The 26,136-nt window shown below is 71.3% G+C and carries 21 protein-coding genes and 1 riboswitch; of the genes, 6 read left to right on the top strand and 15 right to left on the bottom strand.

Translation table 11 applies throughout. The features are described from left to right. Positions 1-13: 13 nt before the first annotated feature. Together AB0J16_RS43285 and AB0J16_RS43280 are read right to left on the bottom strand one after the other, a co-directional pair. Positions 14-1,528: a serine/threonine-protein kinase gene (locus AB0J16_RS43285; RefSeq protein ID WP_358551044.1), complete on the bottom strand. Its 1,515-nt coding sequence runs from the start codon at positions 1,526-1,528 to the stop codon at positions 14-16. Continuing rightward, entirely contained in the window at positions 1,528-3,066 is a 1,539-nt protein-coding gene (locus tag AB0J16_RS43280; protein ID WP_358551042.1) for a hypothetical protein, read from the bottom strand. Before AB0J16_RS43280 ends, AB0J16_RS43285 begins: the two co-directional genes overlap by 1 nt. Before the next feature lie 106 nt (positions 3,067-3,172). Here AB0J16_RS43280 and AB0J16_RS43275 point away from each other — a divergent pair, with 106 nt between their 5' ends. Beyond that, positions 3,173-5,173 (top strand): hydantoinase/oxoprolinase family protein, encoded by a 2,001-nt coding sequence (locus AB0J16_RS43275; RefSeq protein WP_358551040.1) that lies wholly within the window; start codon positions 3,173-3,175, stop codon positions 5,171-5,173. Further along, on the top strand, positions 5,166-6,992 hold the full coding sequence (locus tag AB0J16_RS43270) for a hydantoinase B/oxoprolinase family protein (RefSeq protein WP_358551038.1): 1,827 nt from the start codon (positions 5,166-5,168) through the stop codon (positions 6,990-6,992). The genes AB0J16_RS43275 and AB0J16_RS43270 overlap by 8 nt, the downstream gene beginning before the upstream one ends. A 247-nt stretch (positions 6,993-7,239) precedes the next feature. Here AB0J16_RS43270 and AB0J16_RS43265 read toward each other — a convergent pair whose 3' ends face one another. The 10 genes from AB0J16_RS43265 to AB0J16_RS43220 all read right to left on the bottom strand — a co-directional run bounded on the left by AB0J16_RS43265 (position 7,240) and on the right by AB0J16_RS43220 (position 17,179). After that, entirely contained in the window at positions 7,240-7,890 is a 651-nt protein-coding gene (locus AB0J16_RS43265) for an adenosylcobinamide amidohydrolase (protein WP_358551036.1), read from the bottom strand. A gap of 49 nt (positions 7,891-7,939) precedes the next feature. After that, complete coding sequence (locus tag AB0J16_RS43260; protein ID WP_358551034.1) at positions 7,940-8,743, bottom strand: ABC transporter ATP-binding protein; 804 nt, start codon at positions 8,741-8,743, stop codon at positions 7,940-7,942. A 28-nt stretch (positions 8,744-8,771) separates the two neighbouring features. After that, positions 8,772-9,770, bottom strand: coding sequence for an iron ABC transporter permease (locus AB0J16_RS43255; protein ID WP_358551224.1), 999 nt, complete (start codon positions 9,768-9,770; stop codon positions 8,772-8,774). A gap of 11 nt (positions 9,771-9,781) precedes the next feature. Continuing rightward, positions 9,782-10,741 (bottom strand): ABC transporter substrate-binding protein, encoded by a 960-nt coding sequence (locus AB0J16_RS43250; protein ID WP_358551032.1) that lies wholly within the window; start codon positions 10,739-10,741, stop codon positions 9,782-9,784. 72 nt (positions 10,742-10,813) lie between these two features. Beyond that, positions 10,814-10,934, bottom strand: a riboswitch (cobalamin riboswitch). 7 nt (positions 10,935-10,941) lie between these two features. Beyond that, a complete protein-coding gene (locus AB0J16_RS43245; protein WP_358551030.1) occupies positions 10,942-11,805 on the bottom strand; it encodes a Gfo/Idh/MocA family oxidoreductase in 864 nt (287 codons plus the stop codon). 297 nt (positions 11,806-12,102) lie between these two features. Continuing rightward, a complete protein-coding gene (locus AB0J16_RS43240) occupies positions 12,103-12,918 on the bottom strand; it encodes an SDR family NAD(P)-dependent oxidoreductase (RefSeq protein ID WP_358551028.1) in 816 nt (271 codons plus the stop codon). Further along, complete coding sequence (locus AB0J16_RS43235) at positions 12,915-14,225, bottom strand: cytochrome P450 (RefSeq protein WP_358551026.1); 1,311 nt, start codon at positions 14,223-14,225, stop codon at positions 12,915-12,917. The genes AB0J16_RS43240 and AB0J16_RS43235 overlap by 4 nt, the downstream gene beginning before the upstream one ends. After that, on the bottom strand, positions 14,222-15,178 hold the full coding sequence (locus tag AB0J16_RS43230) for a phosphotriesterase-related protein (protein ID WP_358551024.1): 957 nt from the start codon (positions 15,176-15,178) through the stop codon (positions 14,222-14,224). The genes AB0J16_RS43235 and AB0J16_RS43230 overlap by 4 nt, the downstream gene beginning before the upstream one ends. 105 nt (positions 15,179-15,283) lie before the next feature. Beyond that, on the bottom strand, positions 15,284-16,045 hold the full coding sequence (locus AB0J16_RS43225; protein ID WP_357960077.1) for a phytanoyl-CoA dioxygenase family protein: 762 nt from the start codon (positions 16,043-16,045) through the stop codon (positions 15,284-15,286). Positions 16,046-16,447: 402 nt separating this feature from the next. Next, a complete protein-coding gene (locus AB0J16_RS43220) occupies positions 16,448-17,179 on the bottom strand; it encodes a hypothetical protein (protein WP_358551022.1) in 732 nt (243 codons plus the stop codon). Positions 17,180-17,380: 201 nt separating this feature from the next. Here AB0J16_RS43220 and AB0J16_RS43215 point away from each other — a divergent pair, with 201 nt between their 5' ends. The 3 genes from AB0J16_RS43215 to AB0J16_RS43205 all read left to right on the top strand — a co-directional run bounded on the left by AB0J16_RS43215 (position 17,381) and on the right by AB0J16_RS43205 (position 23,306). After that, entirely contained in the window at positions 17,381-21,811 is a 4,431-nt protein-coding gene (locus AB0J16_RS43215; protein ID WP_358551020.1) for an HAD-IC family P-type ATPase, read from the top strand. Between the two features lie 144 nt (positions 21,812-21,955). Next, on the top strand, positions 21,956-22,081 hold the full coding sequence (locus AB0J16_RS43210; RefSeq protein ID WP_358551018.1) for a hypothetical protein: 126 nt from the start codon (positions 21,956-21,958) through the stop codon (positions 22,079-22,081). Between the two features lie 313 nt (positions 22,082-22,394). Then, the gene (locus AB0J16_RS43205) at positions 22,395-23,306 is read left to right on the top strand and encodes a TIGR03621 family F420-dependent LLM class oxidoreductase (protein WP_358551016.1); all 912 of its coding nucleotides are present in this window, start codon (positions 22,395-22,397) and stop codon (positions 23,304-23,306) included. Here the strand turns inward: AB0J16_RS43205 and AB0J16_RS43200 are convergent. Next, positions 23,296-24,309, bottom strand: a complete 1,014-nt coding sequence (locus AB0J16_RS43200) for a zinc-binding dehydrogenase (protein WP_358551014.1) — start codon at positions 24,307-24,309, stop codon at positions 23,296-23,298. The genes AB0J16_RS43205 and AB0J16_RS43200 overlap by 11 nt on opposite strands. Positions 24,310-24,368: 59 nt before the next feature. On the opposite strand from AB0J16_RS43200, the gene AB0J16_RS43195 reads away from it, so the two are divergent. Beyond that, positions 24,369-24,953, top strand: coding sequence for a histidine phosphatase family protein (locus AB0J16_RS43195; protein ID WP_358551012.1), 585 nt, complete (start codon positions 24,369-24,371; stop codon positions 24,951-24,953). A 16-nt stretch (positions 24,954-24,969) separates the two neighbouring features. On the opposite strand, the gene AB0J16_RS43190 is transcribed toward AB0J16_RS43195, so the two are convergent. Next, on the bottom strand, positions 24,970-25,236 hold the full coding sequence (locus AB0J16_RS43190; protein WP_358551010.1) for a sigma factor: 267 nt from the start codon (positions 25,234-25,236) through the stop codon (positions 24,970-24,972). Beyond that, positions 25,236-26,117, bottom strand: coding sequence for a hypothetical protein (locus tag AB0J16_RS43185; protein ID WP_358551008.1), 882 nt, complete (start codon positions 26,115-26,117; stop codon positions 25,236-25,238). The genes AB0J16_RS43190 and AB0J16_RS43185 overlap by 1 nt, the downstream gene beginning before the upstream one ends. Positions 26,118-26,136 lie beyond the last annotated feature (19 nt).

Raw genomic sequence — 26,136 nt, 5'->3', positions numbered from 1 at the left:
GCATGGTGAGATGTCAGGAGAGGTGGACGCTCTGCCTGACGCGGCCCTCGGTGGCGTCGTCGCAGCGGTTCTTGGCGCAGAAATACAGCACCAGCAGCGGTTTGGGCCGGCGGTCGATGACGTAGCTGACGAAGCCGAGCCGGTTGCCGCTGTTGCGGTCGCGCAGGGAGCCGTCGTACCGGGTGGCGTCGCTGTCGCCGGCGCGGTCGGGCACGGGCTGGTCCACCACGATCTCGCCGGGCAGCAACCCTTCCAGCATGGCCTTCATCTGGGCGGCGGTCGCGCTCGCGCTGAGCGCGTCGGAGACCTGCACGTACACGCCCACGGCGTTGTCGGCGTCGCCGGTGATGACCTCGTTCACCGAGGTCCAGTCCGCGGCCGCGCCGGAGACGAACATCGACTCGAACTCGGCGGCGTGCGGCGAGGCCACCACGAACAGGTCGCCATGCGTCCTGACGGTCCAGTCGGCCGGGTACTCGAAGGTGAGCGGGGCGGCGGTGGTGCTCTGGTAGCGGGCCCAGGAGTCGCCCTTCTGGGTCATGACGAGCAGCACGACCAGCGACAGCGCCGCGATGGCCGCGATCACCGTGGCCACCACGAGCGGCAGCTTGCTCGGGCCGGAGGTGGCCGAGGCCGCCTTCTGGCGCTGGCGTACCGCCGACGACGGGGTGGGCGACGGCGTGGCGGGCTGGCCGCTGATCGCGTCGCGCAGCGCGGTGACGAACGCCGTGCACGACGGATAGCGCTGCTCGGGTGACTTGGCCAGCGCCCGCATCATCACGCCGTCGACCTCGACCGGCAACTCCGGCCTGACCTGTGACAGCGGCGTGGGCTGCTCGGCCAGGTGCGCCCAGAGCAGCGCGATGTCGTTGTCGCGCGGGAACGGCAGCCGCCCCGACAGCGCCTCATAGGCGACGCAGGCCAGCGCGTACTGGTCGCAGCGCCCGTCGATGTGCTCCTTGTTGATCTGCTCGGGCGCCATGTAGCGCGGCGTGCCGATGAACTGGTCGGTCTGGGTCAGCCCGGAGATCGACGTACGGTGCTTGGTGATGCCGAAGTCGGTCAGGTAGACGTGGTCCCCGGCCAGCAGGATGTTGGCCGGTTTCACGTCGCGGTGGATCAGGTCGTGCGCGTGCGCGGCGTCGAGCGCGGCGGCCACCTGGGAGATGATCTGGTTCGCCTGCGCGATCGGCAGCGCCCCCCGGTCGTAGATGAGGCGTCGCAGGTCGAGCCCGTCGACGTAGCGCATGGCGATGTAGAGCACGCCGTCGGCGTCGGCGTTCGCCTCGTAGATCGGGATGATGTTGGGGTGCTCGATGCTGGCGACCGTCCGGGACTCCAGAATGAAGCGCTGCCTGAACCGGTCGTCGACGCTGAGCACCGGGTTCAGGATCTTCAACGCCACCCGCCGGCTCAGCCTCGGATCGAGCGCCAGGTAGACGACGGCCATGCCGCCCTTGCCCACGATGTCCTCGATGTAATAGCCGGCCACCTCCTGGCCCACGAGCGATCTGTCGTTCACGGGCATCACGTCTCGATGGGGTGGCCGCAGTAGCCGCAGAAGCGGTGCGCGGCCCCCAGCCGCATTCCGCACGCGGTGCAGTATTTGACCGACGGCTGGTCCTGCTCGGTGAGCACCTGCTTCTGCTGCGGGATCACCTGGAAGGGTTGCGACCTGCGGACCACGACGGTCTGGTTCGCGCCCTCGTCGAGCGGCACCGGCGGTGAGGTCGGCGCGGACGACACCGACGAGGCCGCGGCCGCCGCCGCTGCCGCCGCGACCAGCGGTGGTGGCTGGTTCGGTTGGTCGTCAGGAGTTTTGTCGTTAGGAGTACGGCGTCGCCGCCACAGCAGGAACGCCCCGGCGCCCGCGGCCACGAACAGCACCCCGGCTGCGACGATGAACGGCCAGAGCGGCATGCTCCTGGGCGCCGGTGCCACGGTCTGCTTGCTGCCCGCGTCCTCCGGGCCGCCCCGCTTCTGCAGGGAGGTCTGCAGCAGCTTGGCCGCCACCACGTTGCCCGGGTAGAGCTCCAGTACGCGCTGGAAGCCCGGTGCGGCCTCGGTGTAGTACTTGGTGTGGTAGCGGGTCAGCGCCGCCTCGAAGGCGGCGTCGATGGCGCCACGTCGCGGCGCGACCCCGGCCTTGGCCAGGGCGGCGAGGATCTCCCTGACGCCGATCATCCTGGCTTCCTTGCCGCCGCCGATCAGCATGCCGATGACGTGGCCGTCCTTGTCGCCGATGACCGGCGCGCCGAGCAGACCGCGATCGACCAGGGCGCCGAGCTTCACGGGCTCGTCGATCTTCTTCTCCGGGTCGGCGAAGCTCCGGCCGGCGTCCTGTCCGCCGCCGCCTTTGCCCAGGTGCGCGATCTCGACCGTCTCCTTGACGTTCGCGCCGGGCCGGTCGGTGAACCCGGCCACGTTGGTGGGCGAGCCCTGCTGGTCGGGCACCTTGTCGGCGAGGGGCGCGGTGGGCATGCCGACGCTGCCGACGGTCCGGCCCGTGGGGACCAGGACGGCGGGGCTGTCGGGCTGCGGGCCGGTCTTGACGATGTCGGCCTTGATGCCCTTGGGGTCGGCCGGGGAGACGTTCGGAAATATCGTGACGTTGGTGGTGACGTTGATGATGCAGGTCGACACGTTGGTCTTGGGCGGGTAGCACTCTTTCAAGTGGTGCTCAAGCAGGTCGTCCTTGACCTTGTGCCGCTCGAAGTCGATCGGGATCTTCACTTTGTGGTGCTCGGCGAAGATCTTGTTGGCCGCGTAGATCGCCACGTCCTTGTCGGTCTTGACCACGCGGGTGAGGGTGACGACGGCGCCCTCGGGGTTGACCACGATGCCCGTTCCCACGCCTAAGGGGATGTCGTAGGACCGTTCCACATGCATCAGCTCGCCTATGTGATCGAGCAGAGTGATCTCGACGTGCGAGGAGGCTTCCACGCGAACCACGGCCGGGGTTACGAGGTCGGTGATACCGCTAGGGTGCTCGTGCGCCGCCGCGGGCAGGGCAAGCAGAACGAGTGTCGCCGCGACACCCCCGGCAAGAGCTGTGAGACGTGCCATCTCCGCTCCAATTTCGCAGTTATCGAAATAAGGGTCTCAATCACCTGCCGGAAGTCAATAGACGCGTTCATAGACAAGCGCTTGCTTGGACGTCTACGGTACCGGAATGGGCTACGCGATCGGCATCGACGTAGGCGGTACCTTCACCGACGTGGTCCTGCGCGGTCATGCGGGCGAGGTAACGGTAGCCAAGTGTTTGAGCACCCCCTACGACCCCATCGCCGGAATTACGGACGGTGTTACACACGTGCTCGCCGGCGTGGACCCCGCGTCGGTCACCCGGGTGGTGCACGCCACCACGCTGGCCACCAACGCCGTGCTCGAACGCAAGGGCGTGCGGGTGGCCTACGTCACCACCCAGGGCTTCCGCTCGGTCGTCCCCCTGGGCCGGTACGCCCGGGTCGAGGAGGACCGCTACGACCTGCGCTTCACCCCGCCGCCCCCGCCGGTGGCCGCGGGCGACTGCTTCGAGGTGGTGGAGCGGGTGTCGGCGCGCGGGGCCGTACTGACGCCCCTCGATCTGGAGTCCGTACGGCGGGTGGCGGCGGAGATCGCGCGGCGGGGCATCACGTCGGCTGCGGTGTGCCTGATGCACTCCTACGCCAACCCCGACCATGAGCGGCAGGTGGCCGCGATCCTTCGCGAATCGGTCGAGAACGTGGTCGTCTCGTCCGAGGTGTGGCCGGAGATCCGCGAGTACGAGCGAGCCACAACAACCATCATGTCCGCCTATATCGGACCGATCATGGCCTCGTACCTCTCCAGGCTGCGCGACCAGCTCGCCTCGCTGGGCGTGGAGGCGCCCATCCACGTGATGGAGTCGAGCGGCGGCGTGATCTCCGCCGAGCTGGCCGCCAGGCGGGCGGTCGCCATGATCGAGTCCGGCCCGGCGGCCGGGGTGCTCGCGGCGGCGGGCAGCGGGTTCGCGAACGTCATCTCCTTCGACATGGGCGGAACGACGGCCAAGACCTGTGTGGTGCGTGACGGGCGGCCGGAGATCACGCACGAGTTCCACGTCGGCGGCAAGGGCAGCTTCGGCGGGCGGCGGGCCGGGACCGGGGTGCCGATCAAGACTCCGGCCATCGACCTGGCGGAGGTGGGCGCGGGCGGCGGCAGCATCGCCTGGCTCGACGCCGCCGGAGCGCTGCGCGTCGGCCCGCACTCGGCGGGCTCCGACCCGGGGCCCGCCTGCTACGGACTGGGCGGCTCCGAGCCGACGGTCACGGACGCGAACCTGGTGCTCGGCTACCTGACGTCGGCGTCGATCCCGCTGTCCGCGCCGCTCGCCGACAAGGCGCTGGAGCGGCTGGCCGGGCCGCTCGGGGTGTCCAGGGCGGCGGCGGCGCATGCCGTCCACGAGATCGTCAGCGCCTCGATGGCCGCGGCCGTGCACGTGGTGACCGTGCAGCGGGGGATCGATCCGCGCGGGTACGCGCTGGTGGCCTTCGGCGGGGCCGGGCCGATGCACGCGGCGCGGGTGGCGGAGCGCTTCGGGATCGGGACCGTGGTGGTGCCCGCCCACTGCGGGGTCGCGTCGGCGGCCGGGCTGCTGGTGGGCGACCTGTCGACGGACCGGGTGCTGTCGCGGCTGGACGCCGGGGATCCCACGGAGGTGTTCGACTCGCTGGCCTCTTCGGCGGCGGAGGATCTCGGGGTGTCGCCGACCGATCCGGAGGTGCGGGTCTCGCGGTCGGTGGACGTACGGTTCCGGGGGCAGTCGCATGATCTGACCGTGCCGTGGAGCTCGTCGCGTACGGAGTTGGAGGGGCGGTTCTTCGACCGGTACGAGCGGGTTTATGGGATCTCGCAGCGGGGCGAGGTGGAGATCGTCAGCTACCGGGTCCGCGTCACCCTGCCCGCCGCCCCGATCCCGGCTGTCACCGACGTCCCCGGGGCTTCTTCGGGGCTTTTTGGAGTGCGGCCCGCCTACTTCGCAGAGGTGGGCGGGTATGTCGAGGTGCCGGTGCACACCCGCGACACGCTGGCGGTGCTGCCCGGTCCGGGGATCATCGAGGACGCCGAGTCCACGATCGTGGTGCCGCCCGGATGGACCGCCACGCTGGGCCCGGCGCGGGCCATACATCTGACCAGGGAGCCGCATGAATGACGTGCTGACCGCCGAGGTGCTGCGGAACGCGCTGGTGGTCGCCGCCGAGGAGGCCAGCATCGTCGTCGTGCGGTCGGCGTACTCGACGTTCATCGTCGAGGGGTCCGACGCCTCCGCCGCCGTCCTGGACGCGCGCGGGCGGCTGATCGCGCACTCCATGGCCACCACGCTCATGAACAGCATGGCACTCAAGGTCGCCCTGCCGGAGCTCGTCCGGGACGTGCCGCTGGAGGTCATGCGGCCCGGTGACGTGTACGTGCTCAACGACGCCTACCGGGGCGGCGTGCACACCAACGACCTGCTCGTCTATCGGCCCGTCTTCGTCGGGGACCGGCCCGCGTACTTCGCCGCGACCATGATCCACGTGTCGGACCTGGGCGGGCTGTCCGCCGGTGGCATGGCACCGCTGGCCACCGACATCTTCCTCGAAGGGCTCCAGCTGCCTCCCGTACGGCTGGCCACCTCCGCCGGTCTGGAACCTGCTGTGGAGGCCATCCTGCGGGCCAACAGCCGTACGCCGGACAAGGTCATGGGCGACGTACGGGCGCTCGTGGCGGGCACCGCCGTGGCGGCCGCCCGGGTCGGGGCGCTGGTGGCGGAGTACGGGGCGGCGGGGCTGGCGAGCGGGATCGACGACTACCTCGACTACACGGAGGCCAGGACACGGGCCGCGCTGGCCGATCTCCCGGAGGGCCGCTTCGAGGCGTCGTACCCGATCGACGACGACGGGATAAGCCCCGAAAAATCACATGATGTCCGGGTGGCCATCACCCTGGAACGCCACTCCTCCGGTGGCGGGCGCGTCGAGCCTGAGGCGTCCGCGACAGGGGCGGAGGGCGAGACTCAGGCGCCCGAGATTCGGACGGACGGCGCGCCTCAGGTGCCGGCCACGGTGGGTGTCGAATCGCAGGAGACACGCGCCGTGGTGGATGTGGGACCACCGGAGATGCGAGCCGTGGTCGACTTCGCCGGGACCGGGGCCCAGGTGCCGGCGGCGATCAACGCGTCCGCGTCGCAGTCGCTGGCCGCCGCCGTGTTCGCGGTGCGCTGCTTCCTCGATCCGACGATCCCCATGAACGACGGCTGCCTGCGCGCGATCGAGGTACGACTGCCGGAGGGCTCGCTGCTCAACGCCCGCTCTCCCTACCCGTGCGGCGGACGGTACGTGCCGATCTACGCGGCCATGGAGGCCATCTTCCAAGCGCTGTCGGACGCCGTACCGGAGCGGGCCATCGCGCCCAGCGGCATCCTCCAGCCGTTCTCGATCGCGGCCGTCGGAGCGCCGTACTGGATCCATCTGTCGTACGACTTCGGCGGCGTCGGCGCGCGGCGGGGGCTCGACGGGCCGGACGCGACAGGCGTGCACTTCGGCATCGGCCGCAACTCGGTGCCGCAGGCCGAGCCGGTGGAGAGCCGCTGCCCGCTGATCGTGGAGTCGATCGAGACCATCCCCGACTCCGGCGGCCCCGGACGGCATCGCGGCGGGCTTGGCTCGCGGACCGTGTACCGGTTCCTGGCGGATTGCCACGTCACGACGCGCGGCGACCGGCTGCGCCTGGCCCCGCCGGGTCGCGATGGCGGACTGCCGGGACGGGTCGGCGGCTTCTTCAAGCGCCACCTGGACGGGACGGTCGAGCGACTGGCGTCGAAGGTGAACAACGTGCGGTTCGCCGCGGGTGAGGCGTTCGTGGTGGAGACGACGGGCGGGGGCGGAATGGGCTCCCCGCACGAGCGGGACCGCGAAGCGGTACTCGCCGACCTCGACGCGGGCCGCGTCACGGAACGCGGCGCCCAGGAGGACTACGGCCTCACCCGCTGATCCGGCGACCGCGGACGTCCGCTCTTCCCCGCCCCCGGATCCCCCGATGGGGGTATCGCTCCGCAAGGACGCCAACTACCACAGTCCGCTCCCCAGAGGGGACATTCCCTCGTGGGGTTCCAACCACCACAGACCGCCCCCACCCCCTCCCCCGAAGGGGGTATTCCTCCACAAGATCTCAGCCGCCGCAGACCGTCACAGGGGATCGGGACAGTCGTGAGACGAACCACCCCAGGGGACCATCGTCCTAGCTCCGGGGCCGCCAGGAGGCCGCGCCCTGGTGGACGGCGGAGTGGACGGCGCGGGCCAGGCGGGCACCCCAGGTCGAGCGGGGGCCGCCGAAGAGCTCCTGCGGCCCCTCAGCGCGTACGGCCAGGCACAGGGCGTCCGAGGCGGTGCCGGTGCACGGGAAGCCCGCTTCGATCAGCGCCTGGGACTTGGCCTCCGTCATCGTCATCACGGCGTTGACCAGGGCGGCGTCGGTCATCGCGACCGGCAGCACGGCCATCAGGTTGATCGTCCCCACGGGCGGCGCGAGGGTGCTGAGCATCGGGGCCAGTTCGGGGTCGGTGGCGCCCTCGGGGGCGGCGGCCCAGGTGGGGACGCGTAACCCGACCGTCGCCACGACCTCCGCGCCGCCGTCCACCGCCCGCGCGTAGCGCTCCACCGAGGCGGCGGTCATCATCCCCACCCCGCTGCCGTCAGGCCCGAGGTCGAGCAGGTGCTCGACCGGGTCCATCCGCGAGTAGCCCGCCACGACCTGCGCGTTCAGCACCCACGTACGCTCCCCGATCCCCCCGCCCAGAAGCGCCGACGAGATCATCCGCCACCCCGGCCCGAACTCCCACAGCAGCGACCCGAGCCGCGCTCCGTCCTCAACCCGATACGTCAGCTCCACGAGACCCCCTTCAGGACAACGCCCTCGACCCGATAGGCCGGCGCCACTTTCACGAGACACCCCTGACCAGGTGCACGACGGGCCGGCCTCCGGGACCCGGCGCGATCTCGACCCGGGCGTCGAAGTGGGTGCCGACCAGTGCCTCCGTGAGCACCTGGCCCGGCTGCCCGGCGGCGACGGCCCGGCCGCCGGCGAGCAGGAGGAGCCGGTCGGCGTACTGTCCGGCGAGGGTCAGGTCGTGCAGCGTCGTCACCACGGTCAGCTCGTCGGCGAGCCTGAGCCGGTCGACCAGCTCCAGTACCTGCTGCTGGTGTCCGAGGTCGAGCGCGGTCGTGGGCTCGTCGAGCAGGAGCGCGGGCGCCTCCTGGGCCAGTGCCCTGGCCAGGACCACCCGCTGGCGTTCGCCGCCGGACAGCTCCCCCAGCCGGCGCGTGGCGAACTCGGTGAGGTCGAGACGTTCGAGCACGGACCTGGTGACCTCTTTGTCGTGGCGGCTCTCGCTGCCGAGGTAAGGGATGTACGGGGTGCGGCCGAGCAGGGCGTAGTCGTACACGGTGATGTCGGGAGGCAGCGAGGGCGTCTGGGGGGCGTAGGCGACCAGCCTGGCCCGGTCCCTGGGCCTGAGCGTGTTCGCGGCCCGGCCGCCGACGGTGACGTCGCCCCGGTGGGCGACGACGCCCATGACGGCTTTGAGCAGGGTGGACTTTCCGGCGCCGTTCGGGCCGATGATCGCCAGCCATTCGCCGCGCCGTACCGAGAGGTCGACCTCGGTGAGCACCTCACGCTCGTCGAGTCGTACGGACAGGGCGCTCGTCTCGATCATCCAGGCCGGCCGGGCCGTGTCGGCGGTCACGCGGCGGCCTGCCAGGACGTGGCGGCGGTCATGTGGCGGTCTGCCGGGTCATGCGCAGGACCGCCACGAAGAACGGCGCGCCGACGAACATGGTGACCACTCCGATGGGCAGTTCGGCGGGGGCGATGACGGTGCGCGCGACCAGGTCGGCGAGCACGAGGAAGGCGGCGCCGCCGATCAGCGACAGCGGTAGCACGATCCGGTAGGAGCCGCCCGCCAGCCGCCTGACCACGTGCGGAATGACGATGCCGACGAACCCGATGAGCCCGCTCACCGCCACTGCCGCCGCGGTGGCCAGGGAGGCGGCGAGCAGTACCGCCAGCCGTACCCGCCCGGCGCGGACGCCGAGGCTGGTGGCCTCCTCGTCCCCCACCGAGAGCACGTCCAGCATCCGCCCGTGCGCGAGCAGCAGTACGGCCGAGACGGCGGCGTACGGCAGGACCAGCCAGAACTGGTCCCATCCGCCGCCCACGTCGCCCAGGATCCAAGAGTAGATGCGCTGCAACTGCTCGACCTTGAACTGCTGGATGAACGTCTGGATCGCGGTCAGGAACGAGGTGACGGCCACCCCGGCGAGCACCAGCGTGGCGGTGCCGCCCGAGCGCCCGGCGGTGTTGCCGAGCACGTACGCGAGGAACACCCCGCCGACCGCCCCCGCGAAGGCGGCCACCGGGATGCCGACGGCAGGGGTCGGCACGAGCACGATGACCACGGTGGTGGTCAGCCCGGCTCCGGCTGCGGCGCCCAGCAGGTAGGGGTCGGCCAGCGGGTTGCGGAACACCCCCTGGTAGCCGGCCCCCGCGATGGCCAGCAGCCCGCCGACCACGGCCGCCACCAGCACCCTGGGCAGCCGCAGCTCGAACAGCAGCCCTTGCTCCACGGGGGCCAGCCCCGAGTCCACGTGTACGTACGGCAGCCAGTCGAGCACCTGGAGCACCACCTGCCACGGTGAGATGTCGGCGGCCCCGCCGAGCAGCCCGGCGACCATGGAGACGGCGAGCACGGCCAGCGCGCCCGCCGTCCACATCGGTCTGGACCTCACTGGCGGGTGGCCGCCTTGCCGACGGCGTCGCTGATGGTCTGCGCCAGGTCCACGACCCGCGGGCCCCAGCGCGAGGCGATGTCGTCGTCGAGCTGGATCACCTGGTCACCCTTGACCGCCGACAGTCCTTTCCAGCCGGGGCGCTTGGCCAGCGTGTCCTTGCTCTGCTGGCAGCACTTCACGTCCGCCAGGAAGATCAGGTCGGGGTCGGCCTGGGCGACGAACTCCGCCGACAGCTTGGGGTAGCCGCCCGCCGGGTCCGGCGCCTTGTCGGCGATGTTGGTGAGGCCGAACATGGCGTAGATCTGCCCGATGAACGTGCTGGACGTCGCCGCGTAGGGGGTCTGGTCGAGTTCGTGGTAGTAGGTGAGCTTCTTGTTCTTGGGGGCGTTCGCCGAGAGCTTGTCGAGGGATGTCTTCATGCCTGTCACGACTTGTCCGGCCTTTTCGGTGTTGCCGGTGGCGGCGCCGAGGTCGGTGATCTCGTCGTACGCCTCGTCGAGCTTGGTGGCGGCGGGCTCCAGGAGGACGGGCACGTTCACCTTGCCCAGCTTGGCGACGATGCCGTCGATGTCGTTGGAGACGATCACCAGGTCGGGCTTCTGGGCGACGATGGCCTCGACGTTCGGCTTGAAGCCGGACAGGTCGGTCTTGGGGACGCCGGCCGGGTAGTTGGACTGGTCGTCCACCGCGATGACCTGGGGGCCCGCGCCGATGGCGAAGAGCGTCTCGGTGTGGCTGGCGGAGAGCGAGACGATCCGCTCCGGCTTTTTGGCGATGCCGACCTTGCCGTTGCCCGCCTCGACCGTCACGGGGAAGGCGGCGGAGCTGGTCGAGCCGGTCGTACCGGTGGGGCTCGCGGGGGACGGGGTGGTGGTAGTGCTGGTCTGACCACATCCGGCCAGAACGAGCGTTCCCAGCAGCGCGCCCGCGAAGGCCGTGCGTACGGGCCTCACGAGAAGTCCTTTCACACTGTCGGAACCGAGAGACCCGCTGGAGAGCGACGGATCACCCTTTTCCACGAGGGTTGATGACGTCAGCGCGGAGGCAGGCGACCTGGCTATGACAGTTGCGGGACAGCGCCGGACTCGCACCGGACTTCGCTGCAACTCTGCGCGTCGGACAGACGCTATCAATGCGCCAGATGGGCGTTAAGTCAAGGGGTGCCCAATTGGGCTTCCGCCTCGGCGATGATCTCTTGCAACCTGAGCCCGTGGGCCGCGTCCAGCGGGTGCCCGCCGCCCTGGCGTACGGTCCGCGCGAACTCCTCGGCGATGGTCTCGAACGGATCGTCGTCATCACTGGGCATCAGCGTCACGCTGCCCGTCCTGCCGAACACCGCGACGCTGGCCGGCGGCAGGTCACCGGCGGCGGCCATGCACAGCGACGCCTCGCTGGCCGCGCCGCCCTCGTGATCGAGCAGCAGTCCGGTCCAGCCGAGCGGGTTGCCGTGCGCGCGCACGCCGGTCACCCGGCCGAGCGCGGCGTCGAGCAGGTCGATCACGTGCGGCCCGACGTCCAGGAGCGCCCCGCGCTCGAGCCGCCACGGGGTGCCGAAGAGGTGGCCGCCCAGCAGGACATTGGAGATGTTCGCGGCGTGACCGCCGAACGCCTCGATTTCCGCGCAGCGCGCCAGAAACTCCCTGACCTGCTTCATATAACGCATGCTGAGCACCATCTGGGAGGCCACACCGGCCTCACGCACGGCGTCGGCGAGCCGCCGCGCGTTCTCCAGCGAGTCGGCGAGCGGCTTCTCCAGCAACAGCGCCTTCCCGGCCTTCGCCGCGCGCACCCCCAATTCGGCCTGTACGCCCGGCGGCACGCAGAACGCCACGGCCTCGCACGCCTCGAACAACTCCTCGACCCGCTCGAACACCGGCGCCCCCAGCCGGGCGGCAGCCTCCGGGCGCCGGGCCCACACGCCGGCGAACCGGAGATGCGGACTGTTGACCAGCATGGGCGCATGCGCGCGCTCCGCCCACGGCCCCGCCCCGACCAACCCGACCGACACCGGCTCCATTCATCCCCCTTGATCCGCCACAACCTTAATGCGGTTCCTAGGAATGTTCTGCGGGCATCCGGTCTTCCACTCCCCCGCAGGAGTGTCCCTCCACGGGCTCCCTGCCACACGGACCGCCTTCCTCCGCTCCCCCGCAGGGGCATCCCTGAAAGGACCCCAACCACCACGGACCGACTTCCTCCGCACCCCGCAAGGGCCTCCCCCACAAGGACCCCAAGCACGACAGACCGTCACTGGGATCGAGACGGTCGTGTGACGAACCACCCCAGGGGAATCCCGGTGGTCACCGCACCAGCATCACCCCGCCGCGTCGCGCCATTGGCGCAGGGCGTGTTCAGGGCGGTGGGCCATCGTGCCGGAGTCGATGACGATGGTCTGTCCCGTGATGCACCGCGACTCACCCGAGGCGAGGAAGGCGACGAGGTCGGCCACGTCGTCCGGGGTGCAGGCCCAGGGCAGCAGCCGTTCGGCCGCCTTGTCGGCCAGCCGCTCCCGGCCGAGGGCCTGCGCGGCCGCGTCGGTCAGGACCAGCGCGGGCGCGACGGCGTTGCAGCGGATGCCGCGCGAGCCGTACTTGGTGGCCACGTAGCGCACGAAACCGGTCAGCGCCGCCTTCGAGGTGCCGTACGCGACGTGCGCGACGTCGCCCAGCAGGCCGGAGACCGACGAAGTGACGACGAACGCGCCGCCCTCGGCCATCACGGGGGCCGCGTGCTTGACCATGAGCAGGCAGCCACGCAGGTTCACCGCCATCGTGCGGTCCCAGACGGCGACGTCGAGGTCCTCAAGGTCGCGGTCACGGCCGTAGGTGCCGGGGTCGAGCGCGGCCGCGTTGGAGTGGACGACGTCCAGGCGGCCGAACGAGGTGACCAGGTCGCCGATCGCCTCGGCCACCTGCTTCTCGTCCGACACGTCACAGACGAGCGCCGTGGCCGTGCCGCCTCTGGCGCGGATGGCGGTGGCGATCGACTTGGCGCCCGACGCGCGCACGTCCAGGACGCCCACGCAGGCACCTTCGGCAGCCAGGCGCGACGCGCACGCCGCACCGATGCCCGACCCCGCGCCCGTCACCAGGGCCACCCGCCCATCGAACCGGCCCGGCGCGGCACTCACCACGTCACCCGCAGGGCCGTCAGTCCCCGGCCCACGATGGACTTGCGGTAGACGATGGGCTCGTCGGCGAGCCTGAGCGAGGGCAGGCGGCGGCCGAGCACGTCGAGTGCGGTCCGAAGCTGCAGCCGGCCGAGCGCGGCGCCCACGCAGAAGTGGATGCCGTAACCGAACACCATGTGGGCGTCGGCGTTGGCCCGGTCGATGACGAACCGGTCCGGGTCGGGGAAGACGGTCTCGTCGTGGGCGGCGGAGTCGGTGGAGAGGAGCACCAACGACTTCTCCGGAATTATCACGTCGTGGAGTGAAATATCGGTGGTGGCGTACCGGAACGACCCGAGGGAGGCGCCGTCGATGCGCATGCACTCCTCGACCGCGTTCTGGATCAGCGGCGGCGCGACCGGCCAGGCGTCCTCGCGCAGCAGCCGCAGGACGCTGTTGGCGAGCTGGTTCGGCACGGTGTCGTTGCCACCGAGCAGGATCGTGGAGATCAGCTCCACCACCTCGCGATGGCTGAGCTCGGAGCCGATCAGCGAGGTCATGAGCGAGGTGAAGTCGTCGCGCGGCTCCTTGGCGCGGGCCGCGACCAGCCGATCCACGTAATCCAGATAGGTCAGGAAACTGTCGGCCAGTTCGAGCTGGCGGTCTGGCGGCTGCGGCGACAGGAAGAGCTGGAACCAGTCCTTCACATGCGCCTGTACGAAACCCTCGTCCGACTCGGGAACCCCGATGAACCGGGCGGTCAGCTTGATCGACGGCTCGTGCCCGATCTCGGACACGAAGTCGGCCTCGCCCCTGGGCGCCACGCGGTCGAGCAGGTCCTCGTTGAGCCGCCGGAAGTGCTGCTCCATGGCCGAGACCGCCCGTGGCGTGAACGCCTTCGACACCGAACGCCGCAGCCTGGTGTGGTCGGGCGGATCGACGTTCGCCACGAAGCTGGACAGAAACGACCCATGCTCGCCCAGCCTGTCGCGCGTCTCACGGGTGAGGCTGCGGGAGATGGTCAGCGAGCCCTCCGAGGAGAACCGCCTCGGGTCGCCGTACGCCGCGCGCACGTCGGCGTGCCGGGTCAGCACATAAGCGCCGAGATGCTCGCTGCGGAACACCGGCCGCTCCCGGCGCAGCCTGCCGAGGAACTCGTACGGCGAGGCGACGTGCCAGTCCGAGCCGACGTCGAAGTCCTCGATCGCGTCGTCGGTCGCGTCCTCGATCGTGCCGTGGCTCGTGCCGCTGGCCGTCCCGCCAGCCGTGCCATCGGTCATGCTGTCGGTCGCGTCCTTGAGCGTCCCGTCGGTCGTGCCCTCGATCATGCGAAGATCCTCCGGGGATTGTCGACGAGCATCTGGTGGATCTGCTCCTCGGTGACGCCCCTCTTGCGCAGCTCGGGCAGGACATCGCGGGAGATGTGCAGGAGGTGGTAGTTCGGGTGGCGCTGCCGTACGACCTCGGCGTCGAACCGATCGTTGAAGCAGTACGAGTCGTGACTTAGCACCATTTGGTCGGCGTGGCCGCGCGCGCACATCGTCGCCACGATCGACACCCGGTCTTCGAACGGCGAGAGCGTCTCGATGCCGAAGCGGTCCATGCCGAGGTAGGAGCCGTTCGCGGCCAGCTCCTCCAGGTAGGCGACGTCGGTCGAGTCGCCCGCGTGGCCGATGACGACCCTGGTGAGGTCGACGCCGAGTTCGCCGAGCAGCCGCTGCTGCTCCAGGCCGCCCCTGGAGGCGCTGTGGGAGTGGGTGGTGATGGGCACGCCCGTCTCCAGATGCGCCTCCGCGACCGCACGGAAGACCCGTTCGGTCCCCTTGGTCATGCCGAGATGGTCGGTGGCGCATTTGAGCATGCCCGCCTTGACCCCGGTCCGGCCGATTCCCTGAACGATGTCCCGTACGAAGAACTCCGCCAGCCGATCAGGCCCGCCGAACAGCGAGCCGGGACCCCGGTTGCCGAAGTACGGGGGCAGGGCGTCGTAGGTGTAGAGGCCGGTGGCGGCGACGATGTTCACGCTGGTCAGCTCGGCCACCCGCTGGACGGCGGGGACATACCTGCCGAGCCCGATGACGGTCAGGTCCACGATCGTGTCGATGCCCTCGGCCCGGAGGTCGTCCAGTTTGGCCGCCGCCTCCCTCGCCCGCCGTTCGAGGTCCCACCCTTCCGGGATGTCCGGCCAGTTCCAGAGAATCTCCGGACTGAGCCCGAACACGTGCTCATGCATGAGCGTGGCGCCCAGCTCGCCCACCGGCCCTCTCACGGTCTCAGGCATACGCGTCTCCCAGCCGCGCCTCGCTCAGTGCGGTGTCTCTCACCTGCACGTCTCTCACCTGCACGTCTCTCACCTGCGCGTCTCCCGCCTGTGCGTCTGGGGCGCTCACACGCACGGGAACCTCGGGTGGTCGAACGGCCGGTTCACCTCAAGGTCGAGCCCGTCCGTCTGCTGGTACGGCGTGCCGGTGTAGAGGGCGTTCGCGTCGAAGTACGTGACGGTGAACGACAGGCGCGGCTGGTCGCGGTGGTTGGCGGGTGCTCCGTGCACGGTCAGCGCATGATGCACGGTCGCGTCGCCCGCCGCGAGGTCGAGGGGCGGCGACAGCTCCAGTTGCTTGAGCCATGGGTGCTGGCTGAGCTGGTCGTCCCCCGTCCGGGTGAAGCTCCGCCCGAGCAGTCCGTACCGGTGCGAACCGCTGAAGAAGCGCAGCGACCCCATGTCCGCCGGTACGTCCACCAGCGCCAACCAAACCGTCAGCATCGCCGAGCGGTCCATCGGCATCCACGGGAAGTCCTGATGGAACTCGGTCGCCGCGTGCTCCCCGGGCTCCTTGACGAGCAGGTTCGTGACCTGCACGCGTACGGCCTCCACACCGTGCAGCAGCCGGGTCGCGTTCACGCCCATGGCCGGGCTCAGGGCCAGCGTCCGGAACGCCTCGTCGCTCTCGGCGATGTCGCGCGACTGCCCGAACGCCTGGTCGACCAGCGTCCGCCGCTCCTTCGCGCGGGCCGCGAGGTAGCCGGTCGCCCGCTGCCTGAGCTCGGCCACGGCGTCGGGGGGCACGAGGGCGGGCAGCCGCACCCATCCGTGCTCGTGAAAGAAGCCCGCCTCGTCGTCCGACGCGGCGCGCACGGGGATCTCCATGCCCCACAGTCTTGCACCTGAGCAAGCGCTTGGTAAGTGCCCTTGCCCCTTCGGTCAACTCGAGCCCTCAAATACGGAAGGGGAACCATAAAACGGATACACGGCCATAAAAGTGGGCAGGGAACTCTTGTTCGTCGCGCGCGGGGGAGGCGTTCGACGTCCGCGATATGGGGGAGGAATCATGGCCGTTGCCCAGTCTCGAGCGCGTTCGTCCAAAGAACTAGCGATTGATCTGCCGATGATGAGCGTTCAGGTCCATCCCCCGGATCTGCGGATGCCGCACGTTGAGATGCCGCGTCTAGGGTTGCCGCGTCTTGGGCTGCCGCGCCTTTCCCGGCGGGAGCTCGGTCACGCCGTGGACGTTGCGCGGACGTTCCTTCCGCCGCCCGAGCGCCTCGCGTACTACGGCGCGCTCGGCGCGCTCGCGGCGTTCGGCGTGCTCGACTGGCCGGTGGCCGCCGCCATCGGCGCCGGTGCGCTGATCGCGCGGCGCGGCCAGGAGGGGCGGCGCGGACAGCAAGGGGAGAGCGGGACACCCGCCCGCGGTACGCAGGCGTCCCCGCCCGCCACCGCCCGCGCCACGACCTCCACCGCCCGCGGTCGCGCCACGTCCTCCGGCACCCGTGGTCGCGCCACGTCCTCCGGCACCCGTGGTCGCGCCACCACGTCCGGCACCCGCAGCCGCGCTGCGTCCGGCACGACCCGTAGCCGTGCCACGACCTCCACCGCCCCTGGTCGCGCCACGACCTCCGGCACCCGCAGCCGCGCTGCGTCCGGCACGACCCGTAGCCGTGCCACGACCTCCGCCGCGCGCAGCCGCACCGCGACCGCCGCGACCGCCACGCCGAAGAGCGACACCGAACAGAAGAGCGCCACCACGTCCCGGAGTTCGGCCGCACCGAAGAGCACCACCACCTCCAGAGCCACCACCACACCGAAGACCACCACCGCCTCCCGGAGTTCGGCCGCACCCAAGAGCACCACCTCGTCCAGGACCACCGCCGCACCAAAGAGCACCGCCTCGGAAGGGACCGCCACCTCGGGTCGGCGTACCGCTTCGGGCAGGCGCGGCACCTCCTCGACGAGCGCCGCCGCGACCACCGGCTCCTCGAAGAGGGCCTCCTCCCAGCGCAAAACGGCCTCCTCCACCACGTCACGAGGTGCTCGGGCGAGCACCACCGGGCGTGCGCGGTCGGGCCGGTGAGACCGGGTTGCCACGTGTTCTGAGCAGCCTGCGCGCCTTCACGGTTCCGCACGTTCCGGACAGTCTGCGCGCCTGGACGGTTCCGCCGAGCGGCCTGCGCGCCGCCCGCACAGTTCCGCCGAGGGGACGACATGTGGCCGTTCTCCGCTGACACGGTCCTGAGCGTGCTCCCCGAGCCGGTAAGGAGCATGCTCCCCCGCCCTCGCCGGATACAGAAGTGCGCGGGCGGCGTACGCATCGAACTGCGGCATGTCGGCGGCCCCGGCACGGAGCCGACCGCCCGCGTCCTCGAAGACCGGCTGCGCGCGGCCGGGGTAGACCGGGCCGAGGTGAACGGCGCGCTCGGCTGCGTGTTCGTGAGCTGCGACGCGGCCACGGCCGATCTGGACAAGCTCGCGACCATCGTCGACGAACTCGACGTGGAGGGCACCAGCGGCTCGGTGGCGCTCGACGGTGTGCAGCAGCAGGCCCGCGCCGCGATGAGCCTCGGCCTGCACGTCCTGGGCACCGGGCTCGCGCTGGCCGGCCGGGTCGCCCGCCTGCCGAGCCTGTCGCCGGCCGTACCCGCCGTCCTGTCGCTGGCCGAGCACACCCCGCGGATCCGGCGCGAGCTGGAGCGGTACATGAGCATTCCCACCGCGGAGGCGGTGGTCGCGTCCACTCGCCTGGTCTCCCAGACGTTGGCGGTACGGCCCGTGTCGATGCTCGTCGACTCCGTCGCGGCGGCCATCCGCTTCGTCGACTCGTGCGCCGGGCGGCGGGCCTGGGAGCTGCGCGAGGAGGAGTTCGCCGACGCCGACGGGGCGTACCGGCACATCAAGGTCGCGGAGCGGCCTAGACCTGTTCCGCTGCCGCACGGGCCCGTCGAGCTGTACGCCAATGCCGCGAGCACCGCCACGGTGGTGACGCAGGCGGTCACCACCGTGGTGGGCGGCGGCCACGAGCGGGGGCTCTCCGTGCTCATCACGGGGATCCCGAAGGCCGCGCACTTCGGCAGGGACGCCTTCACCAGCGTTCTCGCGCGCGCCCTGGCCAACCGCGGTGGAATGGTGCTTCACCGCCGCGCGCTGGGCCGCCTGGATCGCGTCGACACGGTCCTCCTCGACGCCGCCGCGCTGACCACGGGCGGGTGGACGATCGACGGCATCGTCCCGCTCGGCGAGAACCTTGGCACGGACCACCGCGTGAACCACGGCACGAACCTCGGCACAGACCACCGCACGGACATCGGCACGAACCACCGCGCGAACATCGGCACAGACCACGGCGTGGACAAAAGCCTGGATGAGCTGCACGCGCGGATCTACACGCTGCTCGACCTCACCGATCCAGCGGCCCGGCGCGAGCGGGACGGCTGGTCGGCGGGGCCGTACTCGGCGACGCGCGAGCCCGCGGAGGTGCGGAAGTGGCGCCGTCAGGGGATCCGGCCGGTCAGCGTCTCTCGGCAGGGGGTCCCGGTCGCCCTGGTCGGGGTGGCGCCGGAACTCCACCCGCTGGCCGAAGCCGTGGTCGCCGCCGCGAAATGCGCGGGTGACGTGGTCCTGGCCGGTGGGGAGGCGTACCTCGGCCCGCGACTCGGTGTGGACCGGGTCGTCGAGGGCGGCTCCCGGCTGGTCGCCGCGCTCCGGTCGCTGCAGTCCGAAGGACACGTCGTGGCCGTGGTGTCCCGTACGTCGAGGCGCGGCCTGCGCCAGGCCGACCTGGGCATCGGCGTGCTCCGAGGGGCGCGGCGCGTGCCGTGGGACGCCGACGTGATCAGCGACCTCGACGGGATCCACCTGCTGCTGCGCTGCGTCCCGTACGCGAAGAAGGCCAGCAGGCGCAGCGTGCGGGTGGCCGCCACGGCGGGGGTCGTCGGCGCGGGCCTGGCCGTGCTCGGCCCGGCCAGGACGTCGGTGGCGCGGGCGCACCTGGTACGCGACTGCACCTCGGTGGCCGCCCTGGTCACCGGGGAGTGGGTGGGACGGAACGTCAGGCGGACGGCACCGCCGGTGCCCGCCGATCGCACGCCATGGCACGCGATGGCGGTGCCCGACGTCCTCGCCCTGCTGCGCACCTCGCCGCACGGGCTGAACGAGAGGGAGGCCGAGCGCCGCAGGACGAAGCCGGCGCGGCCGGATTCCGCCGGGCCCACCTCTCTGGTCATGGCGTCCCTGGAGGAGCTCGCCAACCCGTTGACGCCGGTCCTGGCGGCGGGCGCGGGGCTGTCGGCGTCGGTCGGTTCGGTCCTGGACGCCGTACTGATCGGCGGCGTGATGGTGGTCGACGCCGTCATCGGCGGGGCGCAGCGGCGCGGCGCCGACCGGGAGGTGCACCGGCTCACCGAGATCACCGCCGTCCGGGTCCGGCTGCGCAGGCCCGGCGGCGGTGTCTCCGGCGTCGCCGACGACCTGGTGAAGGGGGACGTGATCGAGCTGCGCGCCGGTGACGCCGTACCGGCCGACGGCAGGCTGATCCAGGCGGTCGGCCTGGAGATCGACGAGTCCACGCTGACCGGCGAATCGCAGCTCGTGTCCAAGACCGCGGCGCCCACCGTGGCCGCCGCCGTCGCGGATCGCCGATCCATGGTGTACGAGGGCACTACGGTGGCGGCCGGACACGGACTGGCCGTGGTCGTGGCGACCGGGGAGGAGACCGAGGCGGGCCGGACCGCCGGACTGGCCGCCGAGGGGCCGCCGGTGAGCGGTGTGGAGCTGCGGCTGCGCAGACTGAGCCGCCGCATCCTGCCCGCCGCGATCGGGTCGGGCCTGGTCCTGATGGTGACCAACCTGCTGCGCGGCTCGCCCCTGTCCGCGGCCCTCGCCCCCGCGGTGAGCCTGGCCGTCGCCGCGGTCCCCGAAGGGCTGCCCTTCATCGCCACCGTGGCCGAGCTCGCCTCCAGCAAACGGCTCTCCCAGCGCAACACGCTGGTCCGCAACCCGTCGACGATCGAGGCCCTGGGGCGGGTCGACGTGCTCTGCTTCGACAAGACCGGGACGCTGACCGAAGGCCACATCAGCCTGCGCCAGGTCTCGGACGGAAGCCACGCCCGGCCGGTCGAGACGTTGACGCCGGAGCTGAAGGTGATCGTCGGCGCGGCGCTCCGGGCGGGCCCCCGCTTCGAGGGCGGGCGGGCCATCCCCCATCCGACGGACCGCGCCGTCGTGGACGGCGCCGCCAAGCTCCACGTAGCGCCCAAGGACGGCCTTCGGGAGTGGCACCGGGTCGACGAGCTGCCGTTCGAGCCCGCGCGCGGTTACCACGCGGTGCTCGGCCTGTCCGAGTCGGGTCACCTGCTGAGCGTCAAGGGAGCACCCGAGGTCGTCCTGGACCGCTGCACCCACCTGATCCGCGGTGGCGAGCGGGTGCCCATGGGCCCGAGGACCAGGCGTGAGCTGGAGAAGGAGGTGGAAAGGCAGGCGTTGCAGGGCTTCCGCGTGCTCGCCGTCGCCGAACGCGAGGCGTCCAGCCGCGCCGATCTCGACGAGGCCCGCATCCAGCGCCTGTGCTTCCTGGGCTTCCTCTGCCTGGCCGATCCCGTACGGCCCACGGCGAAGCGGAGCGTCGAGGGGCTGATGCGCGCCGGCGTGCGGGTCATCATGATCACTGGTGACCATCCGAGCACGGCCGAGGCCATCGCCGCCGAGATCCACGTTCTGAACGGCCAGCGGGTGATGACCGGACCCGAACTCGAAGGGCTGGACGACGACGCCCTGACCAAGGTGCTGCCCGAGGTGGCGGTGTTCGCGCGCACCACGCCCGAGCACAAGGCCCGCATCGTCTCCTGCCTGCGGCGGGCCGGCAAGGTGGTGGCCGTGACCGGTGACGGCGCCAATGACGTCCCCGCGATCCGGCTCGCCGACATCGGCATCGCCCTCGGACCGCGTGCCGTCCCGGCCGCCAGGGCCGCCGCCGACATCGTGGTGATCGACGACCGCATTGAGACGATCATCGACGCGATCTCCGAGGGCCGGGCGATGTGGGGCTCCGTCCGCGACTCGCTCGGCATCCTGCTCGGCGGGAACGTCGGAGAGATCGCCTTCACGGTCGGATCTAGCCTGCTGTCCAGGCGCAGCGCGCTGAACGCCCGCCAACTGCTCCTGGTCAACCTGCTCACCGACATGCTGCCCGCCATGGCCGTGGCCGTTCGCCCGCCGAACGCCGAGACCCCGGAGAAGCTGCTCGCCGAGGGGCCGGAGGTCTCGCTCGGCACCGCCCTGACCCGGGACATCTACGTACGCGCGGTCACCACCGCCGCGGCGGCGACCGCGGCGTGGCTGCTCGGCCGGATGACGGGCACGCCGGGCCGCGCGTCCACCGTGGGGCTCATCGGCCTGGTGGGAGCGCAGCTGCTGCAGACGCTGTCGGTGGGGGACGGGGATCGGCTGGTGTTCCTCGCGTCGGTGTCGTCGCTGGCGGCCCTCATGGTGATCATCTCCGTCCCGGGGCTCAGCCAGGTCTTCGGCTGCCGTCCGGTCGGCCCGTTCGGCTGGGCCATCGGGCTGGGCTGCGCCGGGGCGGCGGCGCTGGTGGCGGGGCTGATGGAGCGGGGCGGCGGGCCGTTGGAGCGGGCGGCGGGCTGATGGAGCGGGCGGCGGACTGTTGGAGCGGGCGAGCGCGGGGTAGTCATCAGCGGTTCACCATATAGACACCTGATTTGTTGCCTTATCGCAACTTTTGTGGCTGATTATCCTCATAACGGTAGGTTTACTGATGTGAGGTACTCAGTGTCTGAATTTCTGGCCTCTGTGCTCGCGAAGGCGGGCATGATGCTCCTGGAAATGCTGATCGCGCGGATCATCCAGGCGCTGATCACGTCCCTCCCCGCCCGCACCGGCCTCCGCATGGCCTGAGCGCCGACGCGACACCTCCGCGGCTGTGCTCACCGCGCGCGCCTTCCGGTCAGGGCCGCTGTTTCCTTTACGGCACAGCCGCTCCACCCGCCACCCGCCGCACATGGCTGGGGACCTCCAGGAAAACGGCCGCTGAACCCGCACATGGCCGGGCGCCGTTACGTGCGCGAAGTTGACCATCTCCGTGGTTTTCGTCGGGCTTAGGCCAGTCGGAAGCGCGCTGGCACGGGCGCGGTGGGTGCCATGGCGGCGCGATCGCCTCTAAGCTGGCAAGCGCATGTACACAAGCGCTTGTTCAAGCGAGGAGAGGCACGTGCGGCGGTTCAGGTTCGGGGCGGTGGTGCGGCAGGCGGAGTCGGGCAAGGCCTGGGCGGACAAGGCCAGGCGGCTGGAGAGTGCCGGGTTCGACGTGCTGCTCGTGCCCGACCACCTGGTCGGCCCGCGATTCGCTCCCGTGGCGGCGCTGGCCGCCGCCGCGAGCGTGACGACGCGGCTTCGGGTGGGGACTCTCGTGTTCGCCAACGACTTCCGGCATCCGGCCGTGCTGGCCAAGGAGACGGCGACCCTCGACGTGCTGTCCGACGGGCGGCTCGACGTGGGGCTCGGGACCGGCTGGATGGCCGAGGACTACCAGCGGGCCGGCCTGCCGTTCGAGCCGCCCGGTGTGCGGGTGGACCGGCTGGCCGAGGCCGTGGCCGTGCTCAAGGGGCTGTGGGGCGACGGGCCGTACACCTTCGACGGGACGCACTACCAGATCCGGGCGCTCGATCAGCAGCCCAAGCCCGTGCGGCGGCCGCACCCGCGGCTGCTCCTGGGCGGCGGCGGGCCGCGGATGCTGCGGCTGGCCGCCCGGGAGGCCGACGTGGTGAACCTGGGGATGCGGGTACGCGCCGACGGCACCGGGCCCGACGGGAACGACGGCGGGCGGCAGGCGTTCATGGACAAGCTGCGGACGGTACGCGCGGCCGCCGGCGACCGCTACGACCGGCTGGAGCTGGGCACGAGCGTGGTGCAGGTGGGCGTGCGCAAGCCGGAGGAGACCTGGAGCGCCGCCGACACCTCACAACTGGACGAGACGCCACAGGTACTCCTCGGCACCCACCACGACATAGTCGACAAGCTCCGCTACTGGCGGGATGAGCACGATATTTCGTATTTCGTGGTGCACCACGAGCGCGACCTCGACGCCTTCACCCCGATCGTCGAGGAACTCGCTACGGAATGAGGATCACCTTGCCCATGGTGTTCCTGCTCTCCAGCGCCGCATGGGCGGCCGCGGCCCGCTCCAGCGGGAAGGACTGGACGGCGGGCGTGAGCTCGCCGCTCGCCGCCGCCTCCAGCGCCCGGTCCCGCAGGTCGTCCATGCCGCCCTGGCGGCCGAGCAGGTAGGCGATGCCGTCGTACGAGGTCACGCCGCGGGCCTTCAACTCGGCCTCCTCGGGATGGAACCACTCCCCCGACGCCTGCCCGAACACCACCTGCCGCCCACCTTCGACGCCCGGCCCGAAACCGCCCTCGCCGCGCCCCGCGACGTCCCCACCGAGGAGTTCGAAGGCGGCTCTGCCGAGTTCGCCGCCGACCCCGTCGAAGACGATCGTGACGTCGCCGACCGACTTCCGCACGACGTCCGTCCAGCCGGGCGTGCTGTAGTCGACCGCCAGGTCGGCGCCCAGCGAGCGGACCCGGGCCGCCTTCGCGGGGCCGCCCGCCGCTCCGACGACCGTCGCGCCCACCCGGTGGGCGTGCTGGACGAGCAGCGTGCCGATCCCTCCGGCGGCGGCCATGACCAGCACCACGTCCGAGGCCGTCACGGGTGCGACCTCCAGCACTCCCAGCGTGGTGGCGCCGGTCGAGAGCATGGCGACCGCAGCGCCGTACTCCAGCCCGTCGGGAAGCACCGTCAGACCGGCGGCGGGCGCGACGGCGAGCGAGGCGTAGCCGCCCGACGTCACCTCGCCGGTCACCACGCGGCTGCCCAGCAGGTCGGAGCCGACGCCCTCACCGACCGACTCCACCACCCCCGCCACCTCATGGCCGAACGTCGTGGGCAGGTCGGGGGCGGGGTGCGGGCCGATGGGGATGCCCCGCCTGAACAGGGTCTCGATGAAGTGCACACCGGCGGCGTGTACGGCGATGCGGACCTCGCCGGGGCCCGGCAGGGGATCGGGGACGGACTCATAGCGGAGGTTCTCGGCAGGACCGTAGGAATAGAGCTTTATCGCGTGCATGTCGCCCAGCCTGCTACCTGAACCACGGTTGAGGTCAACCGTGCCGGATGATGGAAGTCATGGACGAGATGGTGTTGCTCAGGCACGGCGCGACAGAGTGGAGCACGGCGGGCAAGCACACGGGCCGCACCGATGTGCCGTTGCTGCCGGCGGGCGAGGAGCAGGCGCGGGCGCTGGCGCCGCTGGTCAAGGAGATGACGTTCGACCTGGTGCTGGTGTCCCCCGCCCAGCGGGCCCGCCGGACGGCGGAGTTGGCCGGGCTGGAGGCGTACGTGGTGGACGCGGATCTGTGGGAGTGGGACTACGGCGGTTACGAGGGGATCACCACGCCCGAGATCCGGGAGACCCGGCCGGGCTGGTACCTGTGGCGTGACGGCGTGACCCCCGGCGACGCCGAGCATCCCGGGGAGAGCGCGACCGACGTGGGCGCGCGCGCCGACCGGGTGATCGCCAGGGCCAAGGCGGCCGAGGGGCGGGTGGCGCTGGTGGCGCACGGACACTTCCTGCGCGTGCTGACGGCCCGCTGGCTGGGCCTGCCGCCCACCGACGGCCGCCTGTTCAAGCTCGACACCGGCACGTACTCACGACTGGGCTACGAACACGCCGAGCCCGTGGTGACGGCCTGGAACGCACCGGTCACCTGACCCCGACGCGCGCGGGTCAGCCGACCTCAGCCCGTACCGCCGACGCGTGCAGCGCCTTGCTCACCAGCCAGCCGCGCAGTGAGCCGCTTCTGGGCTCGTACGACAGCGGCCGTTCCCACAGCCCGACGAACACGTCCTGGGTGATCTCCTCGGCGGACACCCGGTTCCCCGTGATCTTGATCGCCACCCCGTACACGAAGGGACTGTGCTCGTCATAGGCGGCGGCCAGCGCGTCGAGGTCGCCCGCGACCAACCGGGCGTGCAGGTCCGCGTCGGGGCCCATCAGTCACATCCCAGTGTGGAGGCGGCCCGTATCAGCTCGCGGGCGAGCGCGGGATCGCCCTCGGCCGCGTACGGGAAGGAGCCGGGCGGCCACCGGCCGGCCAGCAGCTTGCAGAAGTGGACGGCGTCCGCCGACACCAGCACGGCGACACGGTCGGGAGTCGGCGAGAGCGGCACCGTCCACGTGCCGCCGCCGGGCCCGGTCAGCACGACGGTGGCGGCCACATCGCGGCGTGGCCCCTTGACGGCCCGGGGCAGCATGGTCAGCCCGAATTCGGCGATCATCCGCACGTGCTCGTCGGCCGGCGGTGCCGTGGATCTGGCGGTGGCGGTCCTGATGTCGTCGGCGTGCGTCCAGGTCTCGAACGTCCGCTGGACCATCGCGTGCCGCAGCGGCCCGCGCGCCGGGCTGGTCCCGGCCAGCTCCACTTCGACGCCGAGCAGCACCCCGGTGCTGCCGGAGACGCGTTCGAGCAGGGATCCGGCCTGCTCGCGCCAGCGCCGGTGAACCGGCAGGCCGGCGGTCGCCGGTACGCCCATGAAGCCCGCGACCCTGGCGTCGTTGGCGGCCAGGTGCTCGACCATGCCGCGCACGGTGCCGTGCTTGGCCAGGGGCGCCTCCCATTGCGCCACGCTGAGCTCGCCCAGCAGTTCGTCCATGAGCGCGACCTGCTGGGCATAGGGAACGGCCACGGCCGCGACCGCCGTCTCGGCGGGGCTGCGCCGCAGCCGCGCCCTGGCCAGCATCTCCTCCCGCAGCCCGGGCGGCGGAGAGACAGCCTCCCCTGGGGCGTCCAGGAGTGCGATGGCCGCGCTGCAGTCCGGGCACGAGGCGACGTGGTCCTGGGAGCCCTGCCCGTTATAGAGGTACGAGTCCGTCATGGCTACCTCCGCAGCCCGA

The sequence above is a fragment of the Nonomuraea sp. NPDC049750 genome, assembly GCF_040659625.1.
GTDB lineage: Bacteria > Actinomycetota > Actinomycetes > Streptosporangiales > Streptosporangiaceae > Nonomuraea.
The sequence above is the reverse complement of the archived record's forward strand: the minus strand, read 5'-3'. Positions and strand labels throughout refer to the sequence as shown.